The organism is Elizabethkingia miricola (genome assembly GCF_001675285.1).
Lineage (GTDB): Bacteria > Bacteroidota > Bacteroidia > Flavobacteriales > Weeksellaceae > Elizabethkingia > Elizabethkingia miricola.
The window spans coordinates 57283-76367 of sequence record NZ_LSGQ01000033.1; the positions used below are offsets into that span (position 1 = coordinate 57283).

The following is a 19085-nucleotide window of genomic DNA, read 5'->3' on the forward strand; positions in this document are numbered from 1 at the left end:
ATCGGTTATATTACTTTGTTCTTCCTTTAAGGCTGAAAGGTACAGGATACCATACATATTTATTGCCTTCTTTTTTCACACGCCCCATTCCCGGATACGAAATATGGGAAGCTCCTATCAGATAATTGTTTTTTGCTGCATCATTGTAATACTTTTCACGATTCTCAATTCCCGATTTGTGATCAACATCAAAGTGATTTTCCAGTGCAGGTTCTGCAAACTGTAATCCTTCCATATGCACCAGGTCTCCCCAGAAATACATTTTTTCGCCCTTACTTTCCAGCACATATACAGTATGTCCGGGCGTATGTCCTCCGGTAGGCATTGTATAAATATTGGGTACAATCTCCTGTTTTTCTCTTTCAAAGGCTTTTACTTTCCCTGCCTTCAAATAAGGATCCAGCATCTCCTTTGCATTTGAGAAGGTACGCGGATTTGCACCCATTGCCTTTTCATCCGCTTTTTTAGCATTCTTCTCATTCAGCCAGAAATCCGTTTCAGCTTTGTTTACGTGGATGACGGCATTGGGAAATATTACTTTTCCTTTCATTACCAGCCCGCCGGAATGATCTGCATGGATATGGGTAAGCAGAATATCGGTGATGTCTTCCGGAGCTACAGCAATTTGTTTCAGACTTTGTACCAGTTTTCCGCCTGCATTTCCAAATAATTCTCCGGCACCTGTATCTATTAATATCAGTTTCCCGTTTGTTTTTACCAGATAAGCATTCATACTAACCTCTACAGGGTTTTTGATAAATACATTTTCTAATAATTGCGTTGGCTTTCCGGGTTCGTTGGTAAAGAAAAGCTGTTCTGCATCTACAGGAAGTACACCATCCAGTAATGCTGTTACCTCTGTATCTCCTACTTTTACTTTATAGGGAACAGGCATTTGCCCGTATATAAGACTGCTAACAAATAATAATACATAAAACAATACTCCCGAAAAACGGGCTTTTATTACTTCTTTCATATGACACATAATTTAAATTCTGTTGCAAAATTAGACTATGCCGGTATGCCTTTGAAGCTATTTTGGACAAAGTGGTTACATTAAGGTTATCAGTTTTTTACAGACATTCTGTGATCTGAATTTTCGGTTGACAGGGAATTTTATTATTATACGTTAAATCATAAACTGTATTAAAGTTTCATTGAGTTCCCATAAAAATTATACTTTTGTGAGTGTATTCAATCACTCTGCTGAGTTTGAAAATAAAACAAACGAATTACGTCGTAATAATCTTTTAACAAATAAATTATGACACAATCGTACGAAGTTATTTTCGAAAACAACAAGAAGTGGGCGGCATCCAAACTTTTAGAGGATCCTAATTTCTTTCAGGAACTTGCCAAAACACAAAACCCCGAGTTTTTATATATCGGTGGTTCGGACAGCAGAGTTACAGCGGAAGAAATGATGGGAGTAAAGCCCGGAGAAGTGTTTATCCACAGAAGCATTGCCAATGTTGTCAATACTCTGGATATGAATTCTACAGCAGTTATTCAGTATGCTGTGGAACATCTTAAGGTAAAGCACATCGTGGTATGCGGGCATTACAACTGCGACGGCGTAAAATCAGCAATGACTCCTCAGGATTTTGGCCTTCTGAATCCATGGCTTAGAAATATCCGTGATGTGTACCGCTTACACCAAACGGAACTGAATGCCATTGAGGATGAAAAAAAACGTTATGACAGACTTGTAGAGCTGAATGTTCTGGAGCAATGTATTAACGTCACTAAAATGGCCTGCGTACAGGAAAGATATCTTTTGGAAGAATATCCTATAGTACACGGTTGGGTGTTCGATCTTAGGACAGGTAAAATTATTGATCTGGAAATAGACTTCGAAAAAGTACTGAAGAATATCCAAAAGATTTACAATCTTACAACCTCGGACTGGGTAATGAGAAAAAAAACTATTTAGTTTTTTAAAGGATGTGAGATGAAATTTTGGAGTATTATTACATTAATGTGTTTTCTAAACTTTACAGCTTTGCCCGGCATTGCTGCAGTTATGGATTGGGAAATTCCCAGAACAGATGTAATAGTAAACGAGGAAGAGCCTCATTCCGGTCCCGCTTCTCTTATTGTTTATGAAAAGATGCTTCCAAAAACTCTGGAGGTCTTTGACTACCTGAAGTTTTTTGAGCCCCATGCAAAGGGCCAGGCTTTTGTGCTGGTAGATGATGCTTTTCATCTGTCACCTTTACTCACCATATTTTCTCCGCCACCGGAAAATCTGATCTAAAATCAGAAAACAAAACCTCCAAATCCTAAAATTCAGAGGTTCCAAATCTCCTCAGCTCTCTGCTGAAAAATATTTTCTATCTCAAGATTATTTCTCTCTAATCAGCCGTTCCAGTTTATCAATCATTTCTCTTTGCTCTTGCAGTATACGCTCGTATAGCTCTACCATCTTATCAATTGGGTCATTGATACAGATACTCTAAAATATAAATGAAATTTCAATGTATATTTTTAATTTCCAAAAATTATTCTTTTCCTTACTCTTAATTAAAATTAAACATTAAATTTGTCAGAAGTCAATCGCAGTCAAAAGATTAATATAAAATCCATGCTCTGTTTCTTTATCCCTCCGATACTGAATATGTATGGATAACCAGGAAAAAAATGATATTTTTTGTCATCAAGTAACTTTAAAAACTGATGACTCCTATAAAAATTTATGGCTTTATCTGTTGATATGAATGTGAAACTAATTGAAAAAGCCACAGCCCGGTTATAATAGCCGGGCTTTTTATTTCAGTTTTGTTTTAAAAAATCAGCTCAATTTTAGCTAAAAAACTTATTACGAAATAACAATATAAATGAAATTTCAAAGTATATTTTTAATTTCCAAGTGCTATTCTTTTTCTTATTTTGCTTAAAAACTCATGTGATATTCCCAGATACGAAGCAACCTGCTGCTGGGTTATCCGCTGTTCCAGTCCGGGATATTTTTCCAGAAATTCCAGATAGCGCTTGTCTGCTGTCTTATTCATTAAGGAAAGAATCCGCCTTTGCAGGGCCACCGATGATCTCTGATTCATAATTCTGAAAACTTTTTCCACTTGTGGCAATGTCTCATACAGCTTTTCTTTATCCTCTTTAGAAATCAGCAACACTTCGCTGTCTTCCAACGCTTCAATATTCAGCATACTTGGTACATCATTCACAAGGCTGTCAAGATCAGTAATCCACCAGCTCTCTACTGCAAAATATAAAATCTGCTCTTGTCCGTTCTCGTTCAGAAAATATATTTTGAAACAGCCGTTTAGTACAAAGCCTTCAAAATTACACCGCTCTCCCTCACATAGGAGAACATCTTTTCTTTTGAAATTTTTAAGCCGGAAAGGCGCTGCAAACTGTTGAAACTCCTTTTCTTTAAGCTCTACATGTTGACTGATATTTTTGTGAAGTAGATCCAGCATTGTTTATATTTAAGTAAATAAAGGTACCGAGAAAACCGGTACCTTTACAAAATAAGCTGCTTATTTAAAGTCAAAACTATTTTCCTTTCAACAAATCTTGTGTATTGACAATACCTGTATACAATCCACCTAATGCTGAAATCCCTGCCAGAAAAGATTTTTGCACATCAGCAGCTTTTACAACCTGTCCATCTAATTCCCGATCTCTTGTTGCTGTTGCATCTCCTACAATAGTATTACTAAAACCATAATCGAAAGCTGCTCTTGTTGTTGATTCCACACAGACATCGGTCATCATTCCTGTAATAACAAGATTTTTTATTCCTTTTGAATGCAGGTATTCCAGCAATTCGGTTTCTCTAAAGCTATTTGGATAATGCTTTATTACAACTTTCTCATCAGCATTTGGGGTTACTAAAGGCGAAATTTCAACACCTTCTGTATCTGGTAAAAAGAAAGTTGCACCATCATTTGTTGCAATATGCTTGATGTGAACAACAGGAAGACTATTTTTTCTGAAATATGACAGAACCTGTTGTACATTTTTTCCGGCTTCTTCAGCACCCACCAGTGTCATTCTTCCACCTTTGAAATAATCATTCTGAACGTCAATAATTAATAATGCAGTGTTTTCCATACTTTTTTTCTTTTGCGCGTTAATTGTTACAATTGAGATTAATGATAGGCATATAGTTATAATACCTTTATGTAAATTCTTCATTTTTATTTAAATTTTATGGTACAAAGCTATAGCCAAAAAAAGTCCTGACATTTGAACTAGTTCAAAAAACAGTGTTTATTTTCCTGATTCTAAATGCAAAAACCGACAAATAATTTTGCCGGTTTCCAACTGTCAAAAAACAAGTAATTGGAGAGTATAATAAAGTTACAACTACCTAGCTTAAAAATAATATTGACAGTTTTCTATGGAATTCAAATATCATTGTAGTATTTTGGCAAGGTTATTATGGGACATATCCCACTACACATCTACCAACTGATGGATTAAAATTAGAATTGGCAGGACAAGAATAAACATAATAATACCATTGACCACTTATTTGTACACACTGGAGATATTTATCACCTACATTAGGATATGGATAAAAACCAGCAGCGACACATCTGATAAGCACACCCCTTGCCAGATTTATTTCTACACTTATTATACATGTTCTGCCTCCAATCGTAATAGTAAAAATAGCCGGCCCTTCTCCAAGAGGTTTACCCGAAATCGTAAGTATAAGGTTAGCATTTCCATTGACAAAGCTTCCTGCTGCTAATGTTGCTCTTAACCCTGTAACACCTGTAGACTGAACAACCTGACCAGGATATGTTCCTCCATTCCCTCCCTGATAAGGAATTGTAAGCGTCGTATTTGCAGCAACATCTTCATTATTATAGAACGTAGTATTAAAAACTGCACTTGCACAAATTAAATTAGCTATTGACCCCACAGCCTGGGCTACTCTTACGTTTGCCGTATACCTGACTCCGGGAGTAAGCTGCAAATTATTATAAGGTATAACATTGGTTGCTGTTACCCCGCCTATTGTTAAAGTTGAAAAGGCCAAAACGCCTGCATTGGTGGCATTACTGTTGATAATGGTTGGTCTGGAAGTTACAACCTGTGCATTAAGCGTTGGAAATACGATAGGAGATCCCGCTGAGTTTGTTGCTGTCCTTGTAACAACCCCATCTGCAAGATTCATCGTCCATTGTCCTGTATCCGAATGTGGGCTATAATTACCTGTAACAGCTGTTACATTAGCATTTCTTGCAGAAGCATCTATCACCGTTGTAATCTGGGTGAATCTATGTTTTAATATAACATTCAGATAATTCGTCTGGCTTCCTGATACAGTAAGGTTTGTTTTAAAATACATCATATCCCGGTTTCCGGGTGTATTACTAATCCTGGCTGTTGCCAAAGTAGGAACTGCCGGATTTGTATAGGTTATCGCCGGCAGGTCTGTCACATTGGTGGTATTAACAGAATACACGACAAAAGTATAGGTACTGCCACCATTCAAATTCATACTTACAGTACCCTCATTCCCTCTGGTATAATCTTTACTCTCTACAAATGCCCCGTTATTATTGTATACCGCTACCCTGTATACTGTACCATTCGGCAAAGGATCTTTTACAATTGCATCTATTGCACCTCCTTTTATTGTACGCTGTCCCCTCTCTTTACTTTCTACAGGAGTAACCTCTGTTATAAGATCGAGCTCATTGGTAAGCTTAATACGATTCACTTGCACATTCGGATCAACAGACTGAATTCCACTTTTTGTATTACTGTTATCAGAAAGAGTTTCAAATTCACTATCCGTTAGATTTACTTTTACTACGGCCTGATTTTCGGAAATCTGACGCTCTGTATCTGCGCTTCTGCATGAGAATAAAAAGAATGATACACCCAGAAATAAACTTCCAATACCCGTTATTTTACCTTTTGAAAAAGCAGAATTGTATTTTAATATTTTTTTCATCTTTCTGGTTTTAAAAGTTAATAGTTGTATCTCTATCCGTTCCGGTTTCCCATTCTTGTTCTACCTGGCTGGTAGCACTTACAGGTGTTACCCGCGCAGATCCTGCTGCAACCCCTTGTTCCATTTCAATCAATGTCACTTCTACTTTTGGAGGGATATACTCTTTCTTTTGTGTTTTTGTTTTCTTCATAATTTTTGCTATTTGTTTTCCTATTTTTTAAACGACTGCAAAATTATGACTGACATTTCTCTGTATTGGTAACATATGTAACACGTTATCAATTATTTTGTGTTTTGAAATTGCTATTAATTAACCCTGATGACGGTAATCTATGGTATTATATCTGTTTTATAAGCTGCATTGACATCCGACTGTCAATATCATCCGTTTCTAAGTAAAAATCTATACTATATAAAAACAAAAAAACAGGCAAACGGTGCTGCCTGTTATAACCGCCAATAGTAGTAAACAAAAATATAATGAAGTTACCTGAACTACATATAAACACTATGGACGACTTCTATGGATGTTAGTTATAATTAAAACATTATTTAAGGTATTGAAATCTCTTTCTTATTGATAAAAAGGGTGAATAATTGTGAATACATCCACCCTTTACAAACAAACAAATTATGAAATTTTTATCATTTTTTTAAATTGAGGCTGATAAGGTCTCTAATTTTTATACTATTGTGCAATGCAACGAATCTGGTGTCCTTCTACATTAGTATTAATACTACGGCTTACAGTATTATTGGGCATAAAGTAATTAATAGTACTTACACTTGTCCAGTACTGACCGGCAACACCCCGGCGATTTAAAGATCCATCACTAGCATCTCCTCCTCCTCCTCCTCTCCTATAGCCTGTTGACATAAAAGTCATTTTAACAGAGCTATTGGTATTACTTGTAAAGACTTTTGCAGCAGAAAAATTATTTACATCATTCGTAGCTGTCCATGTTCCAATATTAGTCTGAGTTGTAGCTGCTATCAATTGATTGAACTCTGTGTCTGTTGGTATCCTATAACCCGCTGGACAAGGATCCGCAGATGTCTTTACAGGAGCTGCTACCGTTCCGCTATTCCATGCGTTAGCCGGAGAAGGATTCGTTGTATTCCATCCAGGTATAGTACCTGCACCTGTAGAAGCTGTTGCAACCGCCGTAATAATCCCCCATTGATAATAGTTTCCGGCAATAGCCTGACTGGGAACATCGGGATCATTAGAAGTTGTAGCTCCCAGAGTATGCCTCATCCATATCTTTCCATTAATCCGCGCCGCAGATTGCCCCTGATGGGTTAAATAAATATCAGTTGGGGTAATCGCAACATTCAGATTATATTTAACACCTGGCTTAATCGTTAAGTTATTCAATGTTAAATTCGTCCGTGTTACAGTCCCTATTTTAATAGATCCAATTGTTAAAGTACCTGTTGTCGTATCTACATTATATCGGTTTGGGGCCGATGTTACGATCATTGTATTTAATCCTGCAAAACCAGCGAACAAGTTTGCACTAGGGTTTGCACGTGCAGTAATATTTCCATCCGACAACTGTAGGGTAGCAGATACGTTAGTTATCATACTTAGGTTAAGTACAGAAGAAATAGTATAGCCTGTAGCTGTAGCGTCTATTTTGGGGGTAACCTGGCTAAATTTATGTTTTAATACAATATCCAGATAATTGGTTCCGTTTCCGGATACTGCCATATCTTTTCGAAAGTACATAAGATCATTCAAACCCATTGTTGGTGAGGCTAAGCTCGCTGTTGCCAAGGTTTTGTTATTAGGATTAGAGAAAGTAACAGGTGGCAGGTTTGCAGAAGTATTAATCGAATAAACAATAAAAGTATAACTGCTGCCTCCGTCAAGCATTAGCGCCTGGGCACTATCTTCCTGTCCACGGGTATAGTCTCTTTCCGTAACGTAGTTTCCATTAGCATCAAAAACCACAACTTTATAAAGGACGCCCATTGCCAAATCACCAGTCTCTACAGCTGTAATACCATTCCGCAATGTTTTGGCTTTATCCTGTGCAGAAGCTGTATCAGGTACTAATTCGGCTGTCAGCACTAAGTCTTTGGTCAGTTGGATATTCTGGCGTTGCACCGATAATCCGATGCCGGCACTTTTTCCGGAAGAAGCTAATGATCCTAAATTTCCGGCATCGTTATATTCAGTACCTTTCATATTCATTTTTACAGCTACCGGCTCATTTCCTAAATGATGATCCGTATCTGAATTACGGCACGCTGTTACTGTTATCAATAACACAAACAGGAAAGCCTTTATTTTATAAAATCTGTTTTTCATAATCTATATCATTATTTTGTTGTTTATTTGTATTACCACTCAATAGTACCTGATTGGTCTTCAGTATCCCATTCATCTTTAACTGTTCCGTTAGCAGTATCCAATGGACTTACTCTGGCTGACCCCGCAGCAATTCCCTGCTCCATTTTTACAAGTACGACTTCTATTTTCGGAGCTTCATACTTCTTCTTTTGTTTTTTCGATTTTTTATTCATCTGTTTTTATTTTAATTGTGCGAAATTCTAATTAATACTCAGGAAATTTTGTAACAAGTGTTACACAAAGACATTATTTATTTCCTTCCGTATTGTGTTTGCAAATCTACCTCCGTTGTGCCAAAAACCTTGTACTGCAATTACACTTCAAAATCACAACTAACTTAAACACAATAGATTGCAAGACAAGAGAAGTGATAATGAAGTAATATCTGGTTGTTAATTTTTTTGTGAATAATGGTTTAATATTGAAGATTAAACATGCCGGCAGACTTGTATAATTTCTAAGTCGGAAATCATGTTATGAGCTCTTTATTCTTTATTTAGCCACCCTACCTTTTTTCATTACTTAATGTTGTCATGAATCCGAAATTCATTATTTAGAAAGATGTCCGCTGAGTATGTATTAGAATAATCTTTGTTGTTCTTTTTCTGTACTAATGCATTTAGAATTCCCACATCTGGATTACTCTGCAAAAGTGTATATCCTAATGATGCTTTAAACTAAGAAACTATTTAAAATCGATAATAAAAAAACAGGCAAACTCCGCTGCCTGTTATAGATTCTCAAAAAGTAAATAACAAAAGTATAATGAAGATATTCAATGAGCTTCCGTAGACTTCTGATAATACTTTGGAATTTATATAATTATTTTATTTCTATAAAAAGGGTGGATAACTCTTATCGATATATACCCACCCTCCACAAACAAATAAGTTATGAAATTTTTATAATTAAACTGTTATACACTGAAAATGTACTTTAGTATGGATATGTAGCTACGCAACGCACAGGCATTCCTCTTTGAGTTATGACACCACCAGCTGAAAAGAACCCTGTACCACCTACACTAAAAACTCCAAATACATTTTGACTGGACGACCAATATTCTCCTTCTATATCAGAGGTAGTAGTTCCATTGATCGCAAACGAACCATCAGGACCATTTCTAAAACCTGTAAAAGGCATGGTAACCTTTACGTTTGGATTAAATTTACTGGTAAAGACACCTGCTGCAGAACTCGTACTTGTAGTTTGCGTATTTCCTATATAAGTATAAGTTGTATTAACTGGATTTGCCAAAAATCCCAATTCTGCACGACTCGCTACCCTCCAATTATCCGGACAGGGATCATTTGTCCGATTTTTCTGAGGAACAGAGAGACTGCCAAGATTCCATGCATTGGCCTGAGGAACTGTTGTATTATCCCAGCCTGCAATAGGTCCTGTTCCTGTGGTCGCATTTGCAACCGGTGCAATTCTCCCCCACTGGTAATAATTCCCTACAATATCAGGACTTGGAACATCAGGATCAGCTAAATAATTTGATCCTAAATTATGACGCATAAAAATCATCCCATTTATTTTTACTGCCGGATAACCTCTGAAGGTTAAATATTGGTCATTCGGGACAATAGCCAGATTAAGATTATATTTTATACCCCTGCCTATCCTAAAGCGTGAAAAGGCAAACTGGTGAGATATCTGAATAGGGTTGGCTCCGTTTGCCTGTAGTGTTAAATTAGCTATAGAAAACACCATATCACTTTGATTTGCAGTTTCAAACAGTGGATTAATCAGCACTGGATTTGCGGTTGCAATTGCAGTACCAAGAGTGGGAAATGTTAAATTTCTACTAGTATTTCCACTGGCCGTTACACCTCCATCCGACAATTTAAGCGACGCGCTATTATAATGCGGAAAAATCTGAGGTGTTGTAATCCCCGTAATAGTAAATACTTGCGTAGGGGAAGCATCTATTGTTGTGGTGACCTGGCTAAACCGGTGTCTTAGTACCGTATCTAAATAATTAGTCCCATTTCCGGAAACTGTCATTGTTTTAGAAAAGTACATCAGATCATTATCTCCTGATACATTATTCACTGATGCAGTAGCTAAAGTTTTATTGAGTGGATCAACATAGGTCACAATAGGTAAATCTGTAGAAGAGCCAATAGAATAAACAATAAAAGTATAAGCACTGCCACCATCTAATCCCGTGATATCTGAACCCGCCTGACCACTGACATAATCCTGCTCTGTAAGATAGTTTCCACTATTATCAAATACAACAACTTTGTATCTCGTACCATTGGGTAAAGGATTGGTTTCGGTGGCTGCAATAAGATTTGCTTTGGAAGACGCTTGTGAAGTATTAACAGATTTCGCCGGCGTAAGTGTTGCCACTATTTTATAGTCATTATTATTTTTTAAAGCAATCTCCTGTCTTTGCTCTGTCTCCGCTGCAGAATCAGTACTATTTCTTCCACTAGAAGCCTGTGCTCCAATATTACCTGTATCACTAAAATCTTCACCTTTTAAAATAACCTTTACTGAAGCCGGACCTTGTTCACTTTCAACAGAATCATTTGTACCACGACAACCTATAGCTAATGAGAGAACAAGACTTAGTATAATTCCTGTTATGGAAAATTTTATATAATTCTTCATTTTTGTTTGTTTTTAAATTACCAATCTATAGTTCCTGACTGATCTTCGGTATCCCATTCGTCTTTAACAGTACCGTTAGCGGTATCCAGCGGACTTACTCTGGCTGATCCTGCAGCGATTCCCTGCTCCATTTTTACAAGTACGACTTCTATTTTTGGAGCTTCATATTTCTGCTTTTGTTTTTTCGATTTTTTATTCATCTGTTTTCATTTTAATTGTGCGAAATTCTAATTAATACTCAGGAAATTTTGTAACAAGTGTTACACAAAGACATTATTTATTTCCTTCCGTATTGTGTTTACAAATCTACCTCCGTTATGCCAAAAATCTTGTACTGCAATTACACTTTAAAATTTTAAAATACTGAAAAACAGCTATATACAAAATAACATAAGTGATAATGAAGTAATATCTGGTTGTTATTTTTTTTTGAATAATGGTTTAATATTGAAGATTAAACATGCCGGCAGACTTGTATAATTTCTAAATCGGAAATCATATCATGGGTTCATTATTCTTTATTTAGCCACCCTACCTTTTTTCATTACTTAATGTTGTCAAGCATCCGAAATTCATTATTTAGAAAGCTGTCTGCTGAGTCTGCATTAGGATAATCTTTGTTATTCTTTTTCTGTACTAATCCCATAAATCTGTAAGCATTTAGAAACTCCACATCTGTATTATTTCTATAAAAACTTATATGCTAATTATGTTCTAGACTAAATAGTAATACAATACCATGAATGCTATCATTAATAATAGTTCATAAAAAAGTCCCGGTTTCCCGGGACTCACAACTAAATCATAAAACAGATCTATGAAAAACTATTTTAAAAGCAGGGTATATACCTGTTGTTCTCCTGTCTTACTATCCAATCCGGTATGTACCTATACTTCATAATTTAGTTGAGGTGAAAATATTACAGATTCGGATTACCTGAAGATATAGGTGGCTCCTACACTGAAAACCTGTTCTGACTTATTTCGGTTACTGAGCTCATTCATTAAGCCTTTATAAGTATTGGAAAGACCCACATCATGTTTAATAACAATTTCGAAATCTCTGTTGATGCTGTATCCTACGCCTAAACCTATTGCAAAGTTTAGACTTGCAGCTTTTCCGTTTAATCCGTTAGGATCACTATAATCAGGATCGTACCACGGCCTGCCTGTCGGGATATTCTTTACATTTTGATCGATCAGAAAATTAAATCTGGGTCCTGCCATTGCAAAAAATGATGAAGCTTTTTTTGAAAAATAGGCTTTGAAATATACAGGTACACTTATATAATTGTTGGCATACAATGCATTATAACCATCCTGTCCTTTAAAATCAGGATCTTTTCCTGTTTCTCCCGCACCGTGATATAACACTTCGGGCTGTAAGAAAAGCTGATGGGTTTTGCTAATCGGTATAAGCGCTAATCCCCCGGCCTGAAAATTATACCGTGGACCTGAAGGTCTGTGGGCATTACTAACGCCGGAACGGTTTACTCCTGCTGTAATACCAAATCTGATTCCGTCTGAATCTGTTTGTGCATATGAAAATGCAGATATAGCCAGAGCGAATACTAAAATTGTTTTTTTCATAATTGATATTGATTATTTTTTATATACTTCTGTTATTTTAGTCAAAGCCCCATCAATAGAAGAATTGGCTAAAAGATAATGCCTATGATAGATTGATCTTATCTGTACTTTTCGTGCTTTATTTTTCCAAAAGAACTGATCAGGCTTATTTTTTTAACCTTAAAACCATCAAACTTTAACAATAATGAGGTACACCTTCCCCACCATGTTTTATCTATATCATAAATCCATGTATTATCGGGATAGAAATTAAACCCTTCCCCTAGATATGATAACACATCTCTTTTACTTTTTCCTAATAAGTAATTATACTCAGTAGCATTTTCTTTCATCGGATTTCTATTTGTTGTTGTTTTATTATGGTCTATGTTTATGGGTACATACAATCGGTTGTTGTATAGTTAGGTCTATTCAGAATCAATTCACCGGTACTTCGTTGCATCTGCAAAACTATATCAAAGCTCCTCAAAACAGTCTACTACAATTACACTTCAAATTCACAAACAGCACATTAACAATTATTTACAAAACAATTGAAGTAACAATAGGGTAGCACAAAATCAGCCTACTATAAAAGCACATTATTATAGCCATTAATTAAAAGAGTCCTGATTTCTCAGGACTCTCATTTATAGATAAACATGTTTATGAAAAAATATTGGTATAATGTATTCTACTTTTAGCTGCAATATTAATGGATAAGTTTTATGGTTTCTGTTACATATGTTACAACATTTCTAGTTTTAAATTGCATTAAAGCTTTTAAAAACCCGGATTTCCACCTACTTCTTATCTGTTAAAGCATTATAGTATTATCATACCTTAAATGGTCTCAAAGTTCCAGTATCCATTTGTTAAGACTGGTTTCGGAATCTAACTTCAGCTTCTTTTTAAGTCTGTATTTTCTGCTTTCAGCAGTCCGTAACGAGACATTTTCATACTGGGCAATTTCCTTGGTATTAAGCCCCAGTTTTATAAAAGCAGCCAATTTTAAGTCGTAATCTGTAAGATTAGATTGATGGGACAATAACTGATCTATAAAATCGGAATAGGTTTCCCGGAAGCGCGTCAGGAAAAAGGGGCTATTGGTTTTTGCCAATTCTATAATCTGATCGACAGAACCGTCCAATTGCCTTTTCAATTGCATATTTTCCATTGTCTGTTGTTCCAGTAAGTTTTCTTTTCTCAGTTGTTTTGTCCGATAAAACCTTAGGATAGCATAAATGATAATAAGAACTAATACTACAAAGCCGGAGAATATAAAATACAAGTTCTTTTTTTGTTTTTGTTTCTCTTGCATTTCCTGTTGAAGTAATTTGTTTACAACAATATTTACCGCAGCTTTTTCTTCATTTTTTATAGTGTCATTTATGGCTTTATATTTTTTCAGATATTCATTGGATTTCTCAGCATTATTAAGATAGCCATAAGTATTGGAAATGGAATCGAAAGCAGTTCTGGTATACGTCCTGAATTCCGTCTTTTGCAAAGCCGAAACAGATTTCAGATAATATTCCAAAGCTTGATGATAATCTCCTTTTACCTGGTATAATTTTCCGTAACTAAAAAGAGTAATTCCACTTACCGCCATACTATTGTAATCTGGAGCAGCGTCTGCTTTGTTCAGATAATAAGCAGCTGAATCCAGCTGAATTCTTTTGTCGATAAAACCATCGGCTATTTTGCTATAAGTAATAGCACTGGGCATAATACGGATCAGTTTTTTCTCTATATTTCTCAGAGAATCCTGCTGATTGAGAAAATTAAGGCGCTTCCATGTATAAATGGAAAATAAAGAAAAGGTCTTTTGCTTTTCGTTGGGTATCTTTTTAGCATAATCTATAGCTTTCTCAAAACTTTCATTGGACTGTTTGTGTAAGCCCAACCTGGTATAAATCCGTGCATACTCACCATAGAACCTTGTCTGAAATAAAGGATTCTTGCTTCCTTTCATTTCCTCTCCGGCCTTATCAAGGTAATGCATACTTTCTTTCAGTTTGTCTACAGAAAACAACAATGATGCAATATTGGTATATGCTGTAATAATTCCGTCTTTATCATTTAGCTTTTTATATTTTTCCAGAGCTTTAACATTGAAGTCCATTGCTTTCACCAGTTCTCCCTTATCATAATATTCAAAGGTCTTTTTTATAGGCTCGGGAAAAAAGGAATAATCCTGAGCCGGATATTTTTGAGACAACAGAAAAAGGAATAATAATAAAAATTTTACAGAAGAAATTTTGCCAGGCATTAGTGATGATTTTACAACGATTAAAGATAAACAGAATTATGATTCAAAGTTTTCAAATTTTGCTTTCTAAATAAATATCCCATCTTCAGAAGCAATGAAAATTGATAATAATTCTCTCAAACAAGATTCCCCTTTTCACTTCATCTATACGTTACACCAAAAGTCAAGAAACTGTATTACAACACATTAAACAGATGAAGTACAATTGCAGTAAAAGTTTTTCATGATAACGGAAATAGATTTGTACCAGAAAAACAAAATATTCACACCTCCAAAGGCAGCAAATTTTAGATCGATTAAAAAATACCAGATACGTAACATATGTTACAAAAAGCACCAGCTTTTAATATCAGCTTTGCAAATTCATAAACACAATAACAATTATTTAAAAAAAATGAATATGAAAAATGAAGTGAAATTTATTACGATATGGGTGGTCCTTATATTTCTATTTTTATTAGCCATATCATCCTTTAGTCCAAATAACAACGCTAAAAATGAAGAAAGCAATATTGCTTTACAAGCAATTACTAAAAAGTAATAACAGGTCACTGGCAACATATTACTCTTAGCAATACATACATTAAAAAACTTCCCAATGACCTCCTTTTCTGATGAACTGCCTCTAAGGTTAAAAGAGTAACAATTACACTTGTTTATACAAGCTTTAAACATATCTGGTAAGCATTAGAAAATAAAAAACACAAAAATGGAAAACTTACAACAAATACCAGCGTTTAAATCATCTCCTGAATTAATTAAAAAGCTATATGAAAATAGTATAAAAAAAAGCTACAAAGCAGGAAGTGTTATTCTGAAGGAAAATGCTTATACACTATCTATACCTGTAGTTACTAAAGGTATTCTGAAAATAGTACGCAAAGAAAATGAGGATAAAGCTATCCTTCTGTATTACGTAAAAAAAGGAGAAACCTGTATCCTTCCGTTTTGGGGAAGCATATACAATATTACCAGTAGTCTGCGGGTAGAAGCAGAGGAGGACTCTGAAATCTATTTTCTCCCTATTCAAAAAGCCAGGCTCTTTATAAAAGAGCATCCACAGTGGCTGGACTATATTCTTCTACTTTTCATAAAGCATTATGAAGACCTTATTAATGTAGTAGATTATGCGTATAAAAAAACTGATGAACGTTTGCTGTATTTACTAAAAAACAAAGCTGAAGTAACACGATCCAGAGTAATACCAATAACCCACAAACAACTAGCTTATGAGTTACTTACATCACGTGTAGTTATTTCCCGCCTGTTGAAACAATTAGAAGAAAAAGGAGTTTTGAAGCTCAACAGAAATCAGATTACACTGATATAGAAAAAACAACATTTCCATTTTTCACTTTAAATATATATTATGTCAGATTCATTCAATACTACTATAAATTCATCATTAAAAAATATTTTATTCCCATTACTTACCAGTACAGGATCAATACTTACAGGCTTTTATATGCTTAGTCTTTTAATAGAAAATCAGATAGCATCTTCTCAGATTCCCGGAATTCTTTTTATAGCATCAGGTTTATCTCTGAGCATCTTCTCTGTTCAGAATTACAAGCTTATTAATGGCTGGGGGCTTTATCTTTTATTCGGATTATTAATACTGCTAACAGGAATTTATATTACTGTATCAGAACCTTCTGTATACGTTACAGGATTGGCTTCTTTGCTTCGCTCAGGTATTTTACTGGGTGCTGCGTGGGATCTTAAAAAGCACGAACATGCTGATTGGGGCAATATAGGTATTGCAAGTATTACCGGACTTATTTTTTCTGTAATACTGATTGCCGACCCCGATACTCTGGAGCTTCCTGTAAATTTTGTAATGGCGGCCTTATTTATATCAACCGGAATTGCAGGTCTATTATTATACTCGGAGCTAAGAAAGGTAAACAGATTCTACGGGCTACTAAAGAAACTGACAAAAAGTACAAAACTGGTGTCGATTGCATAGAAAGTACTGTTCTTCAGATCTCTGAATATATATTTATATAAATAATATAGTGTAACAATAGTTACCAATGCCAATATAATTTAATTACATATTTGTATTCAAGATACAAACACAAATAATCATACAATAATAAGAGTAGCAATACTCGTCTCTTTTAATCAATTTAAATTTTAAAACTATGAAGAAGTTATTTTTAGTTTGGGCAGCAGCGCTGGCCATGGTCTTAATCTCATGTTCGCGTGACAATGATAATACAGACATCCCGCTAACGCCAAGCCAGATTCTGGCATCTACACCATGGGAAACTACAGGAGCTAAAGATGCTGCCGGTGGCAAAGTAGATCTTAACGATCCTAACGTTATCAATTTTGTAGGCTTCGCTTATTTCAAAGACAACGGAACTTTTACCATGTATAACCTGGATGATTCTCCAAAGATGCGAGGCGACTGGTCTGTATCTCCTGATGGAAAAACAAGAACCATTGTAGCTAAAAATGCTAATGGTGAAGTAATATTTACACGCGTGGTGGACATTACGGTACTAACGAAAGCTGAGTTTACCTACAGGGTTTATCCAAATGCTGATGATAAAACTGTTTATTATGATATTATCCACACTCCTACCAATCATAAGGAGCCAATTACAATAAATCCGTAATACAGAAATATCATACAACTAAAATTATATTCTCTCCGCTTTTTCAACTAATAACCGACTCATATAAAACTATGATGTTCCGATATATTTCATAAGCAATTTTATTCAGATGATAACATACTTTTATCAATCCGGCGGAGAGGATTTTATATAAAATTTTCATCATTCATTTGTGTTTCGTGATCAGCTAACTCCGGAAGGCTGGTCACTTTTATAAAAAATTAAAATTTATGGCTTTATCTGTTGATATGAATGTGAAACTAATTGAAAAAGCCACAGCCCGGTTATAATAACCGGGCTCTTTTATTTAAGTTCTGTTTCAAAAAAATCTGCTTAACTTTAGCTGTAGCTAAAACACTTATTATGAAATCTCCTCTTTTTAAATTCTTGTTTCCTTTATCATTATTCCTGCTTATTACAGGAGTTGGAAAACTAACTGCACAAGACACCACGCCTCAAATATCTTATTCAAAACAATGTCTGCAAATGTTAAAACTAAGCTCGGATAAAATGATTTTCACAAAAGATAAAACAGAGAAACCTGTAAAAGCCATATTTATCATTAATCCACAAAAGCGCACGCTGGACTTTAGCATTAGTGAAAACGGCAAATCAAGCGCCATGAGGAAAACTGAGATTACGGATATGAATTGTACTATAAATCCGGATTTTACACAAGGCAAAATTGTATATAGTATAATTGAAAGTAATAATGACGGCACTTATTCGGCAAATGAAGTTTTACTGGAAGCAACACCAACCGGGCTTTATTTCTCTAACAATATAGACTCAATAAATAATAAAGTGCTTTTCGTTCTAAAGAAGGAATAAATGAGCTGTAAATTTTCACATACAACTATTATAAACAGGCTTATTATAAGTTTTGTAGTTACGATACTGTCCTTATTTTCTATAGTCTATGCCCAGCATAATCCGTTTATAAAGACAACATGGAAAATAGACCATATTGCTCCCAATGGTAAAGCGATCTTGATAAAAGCAAAATGGATTAACCTATCAAATGAACGGGCCAAATTTCATTTTATACAATTTGAAGATAATATCAATTACCAGACAGGTATTTCATGTTATAATGCCTTAGGTCTTTATCGCGTAAGGGAGAATAATATTATCGAACTTGCTACAAGCGATGGTGCTATGAGTCCGGATTGTGAAGAACCTAAAATTTTATCCGGATCCTATTATTTTAAGGAGAATAACAATATTATTGAATTAACACCTCTATACGAAGAAGCGCCATCCGGTATAGATGCTATAAGTAATGTAATATCAGTTCAGACTGATTCGGCAGTAGTAACCCCTACTCCGCAACCGTCTAAAAGAGTAAAAAATTTACCGATATATAAAAAGAAGATAAAAAACAGAAAGTAGAATTTATACTACTTTCAATAGTATTACAGAAGCAAATACATTCTTTTGTATCTATATCTAAACCTCTGTTTTAGTATGAAATAAAAAAGGTCCCGGTTGCCCGGGACCTACCAAATCACAAAAAATTTTATAAAAAAAATTTATTCACTTCAAAAGTACAAATTATTTTAATATATGCAACAGTGTTAAGAAAAATTTAATACAAAAAACATATCTCCCTGAATAGAGAAATTAAAAACAAACAAAAGAAAAGCCCTGTTTTAGGGCATAATCAGAACATAGAAAATATTTAATTTTCATTTT

General features: G+C 35.0%; 19 protein-coding genes. 7 read left to right on the forward strand and 12 right to left on the reverse strand.

Annotated features, from left to right (window positions below; translation table 11 throughout):
* Positions 1-10: 10 nt before the first annotated feature.
* Positions 11-976: an MBL fold metallo-hydrolase gene (locus ATE49_RS19405; RefSeq protein ID WP_065083451.1), complete on the reverse strand. Its 966-nt coding sequence runs from the start codon at positions 974-976 to the stop codon at positions 11-13.
* Between the two features lie 288 nt (positions 977-1264).
* Here ATE49_RS19405 and ATE49_RS19410 point away from each other — a divergent pair, with 288 nt between their 5' ends.
* Together ATE49_RS19410 and ATE49_RS19415 are read left to right on the forward strand one after the other, a co-directional pair.
* Positions 1265-1933, forward strand: coding sequence for a carbonic anhydrase (locus ATE49_RS19410; protein ID WP_034869722.1), 669 nt, complete (start codon positions 1265-1267; stop codon positions 1931-1933).
* Positions 1934-1951: 18 nt separating this feature from the next.
* Complete coding sequence (locus tag ATE49_RS19415) at positions 1952-2257, forward strand: hypothetical protein (RefSeq protein WP_065083452.1); 306 nt, start codon at positions 1952-1954, stop codon at positions 2255-2257.
* A gap of 601 nt (positions 2258-2858) precedes the next feature.
* Here the strand turns inward: ATE49_RS19415 and ATE49_RS19420 are convergent.
* From ATE49_RS19420 to ATE49_RS19470, 11 genes are all read right to left on the reverse strand, one after another.
* On the reverse strand, positions 2859-3440 hold the full coding sequence (locus tag ATE49_RS19420; RefSeq protein ID WP_065083453.1) for a Crp/Fnr family transcriptional regulator: 582 nt from the start codon (positions 3438-3440) through the stop codon (positions 2859-2861).
* A gap of 76 nt (positions 3441-3516) precedes the next feature.
* Positions 3517-4161, reverse strand: a complete 645-nt coding sequence (locus ATE49_RS19425) for a cysteine hydrolase family protein (RefSeq protein ID WP_081278519.1) — start codon at positions 4159-4161, stop codon at positions 3517-3519.
* A 244-nt stretch (positions 4162-4405) separates the two neighbouring features.
* Entirely contained in the window at positions 4406-5938 is a 1533-nt protein-coding gene (locus ATE49_RS19430; RefSeq protein WP_065083454.1) for a chitin-binding domain-containing protein, read from the reverse strand.
* A 10-nt stretch (positions 5939-5948) separates the two neighbouring features.
* Positions 5949-6128, reverse strand: coding sequence for a hypothetical protein (locus ATE49_RS19435; RefSeq protein WP_065083455.1), 180 nt, complete (start codon positions 6126-6128; stop codon positions 5949-5951).
* Positions 6129-6626: 498 nt separating this feature from the next.
* On the reverse strand, positions 6627-8255 hold the full coding sequence (locus ATE49_RS19440) for an FISUMP domain-containing protein (protein ID WP_065083456.1): 1629 nt from the start codon (positions 8253-8255) through the stop codon (positions 6627-6629).
* Positions 8256-8287: 32 nt separating this feature from the next.
* The gene (locus ATE49_RS19445; RefSeq protein ID WP_034869729.1) at positions 8288-8470 is read right to left on the reverse strand and encodes a hypothetical protein; all 183 of its coding nucleotides are present in this window, start codon (positions 8468-8470) and stop codon (positions 8288-8290) included.
* Between the two features lie 763 nt (positions 8471-9233).
* Positions 9234-10922, reverse strand: a complete 1689-nt coding sequence (locus tag ATE49_RS19450) for a fibrobacter succinogenes major paralogous domain-containing protein (RefSeq protein ID WP_090346980.1) — start codon at positions 10920-10922, stop codon at positions 9234-9236.
* Positions 10923-10939: 17 nt separating this feature from the next.
* Positions 10940-11122, reverse strand: a complete 183-nt coding sequence (locus tag ATE49_RS19455; protein WP_034869731.1) for a hypothetical protein — start codon at positions 11120-11122, stop codon at positions 10940-10942.
* A gap of 733 nt (positions 11123-11855) precedes the next feature.
* Positions 11856-12512: a porin family protein gene (locus tag ATE49_RS19460; protein WP_065083457.1), complete on the reverse strand. Its 657-nt coding sequence runs from the start codon at positions 12510-12512 to the stop codon at positions 11856-11858.
* Positions 12513-12610: 98 nt separating this feature from the next.
* Positions 12611-12844, reverse strand: coding sequence for a hypothetical protein (locus ATE49_RS19465; protein ID WP_065083532.1), 234 nt, complete (start codon positions 12842-12844; stop codon positions 12611-12613).
* Positions 12845-13344: 500 nt separating this feature from the next.
* Positions 13345-14763, reverse strand: coding sequence for a transcriptional regulator (locus tag ATE49_RS19470; protein ID WP_065083458.1), 1419 nt, complete (start codon positions 14761-14763; stop codon positions 13345-13347).
* A 709-nt stretch (positions 14764-15472) separates the two neighbouring features.
* Here ATE49_RS19470 and ATE49_RS19480 point away from each other — a divergent pair.
* The 5 genes from ATE49_RS19480 to ATE49_RS19500 all read left to right on the forward strand — a co-directional run bounded on the left by ATE49_RS19480 (position 15473) and on the right by ATE49_RS19500 (position 18782).
* Positions 15473-16093, forward strand: coding sequence for a Crp/Fnr family transcriptional regulator (locus ATE49_RS19480; RefSeq protein WP_065083460.1), 621 nt, complete (start codon positions 15473-15475; stop codon positions 16091-16093).
* A gap of 39 nt (positions 16094-16132) precedes the next feature.
* Positions 16133-16732 carry a DUF308 domain-containing protein gene (locus ATE49_RS19485; protein ID WP_065083461.1) on the forward strand — a complete coding sequence of 200 codons (600 nt, stop codon included), beginning with the start codon at positions 16133-16135 and terminating at the stop codon, positions 16730-16732.
* Between the two features lie 178 nt (positions 16733-16910).
* Positions 16911-17390, forward strand: a complete 480-nt coding sequence (locus ATE49_RS19490; RefSeq protein ID WP_065083462.1) for a DUF4822 domain-containing protein — start codon at positions 16911-16913, stop codon at positions 17388-17390.
* Between the two features lie 363 nt (positions 17391-17753).
* Positions 17754-18221, forward strand: a complete 468-nt coding sequence (locus ATE49_RS19495; protein ID WP_143349674.1) for a hypothetical protein — start codon at positions 17754-17756, stop codon at positions 18219-18221.
* Positions 18222-18782, forward strand: coding sequence for a hypothetical protein (locus tag ATE49_RS19500; RefSeq protein ID WP_260234382.1), 561 nt, complete (start codon positions 18222-18224; stop codon positions 18780-18782). It begins immediately after the preceding gene.
* Positions 18783-19085: the final 303 nt, after the last annotated feature.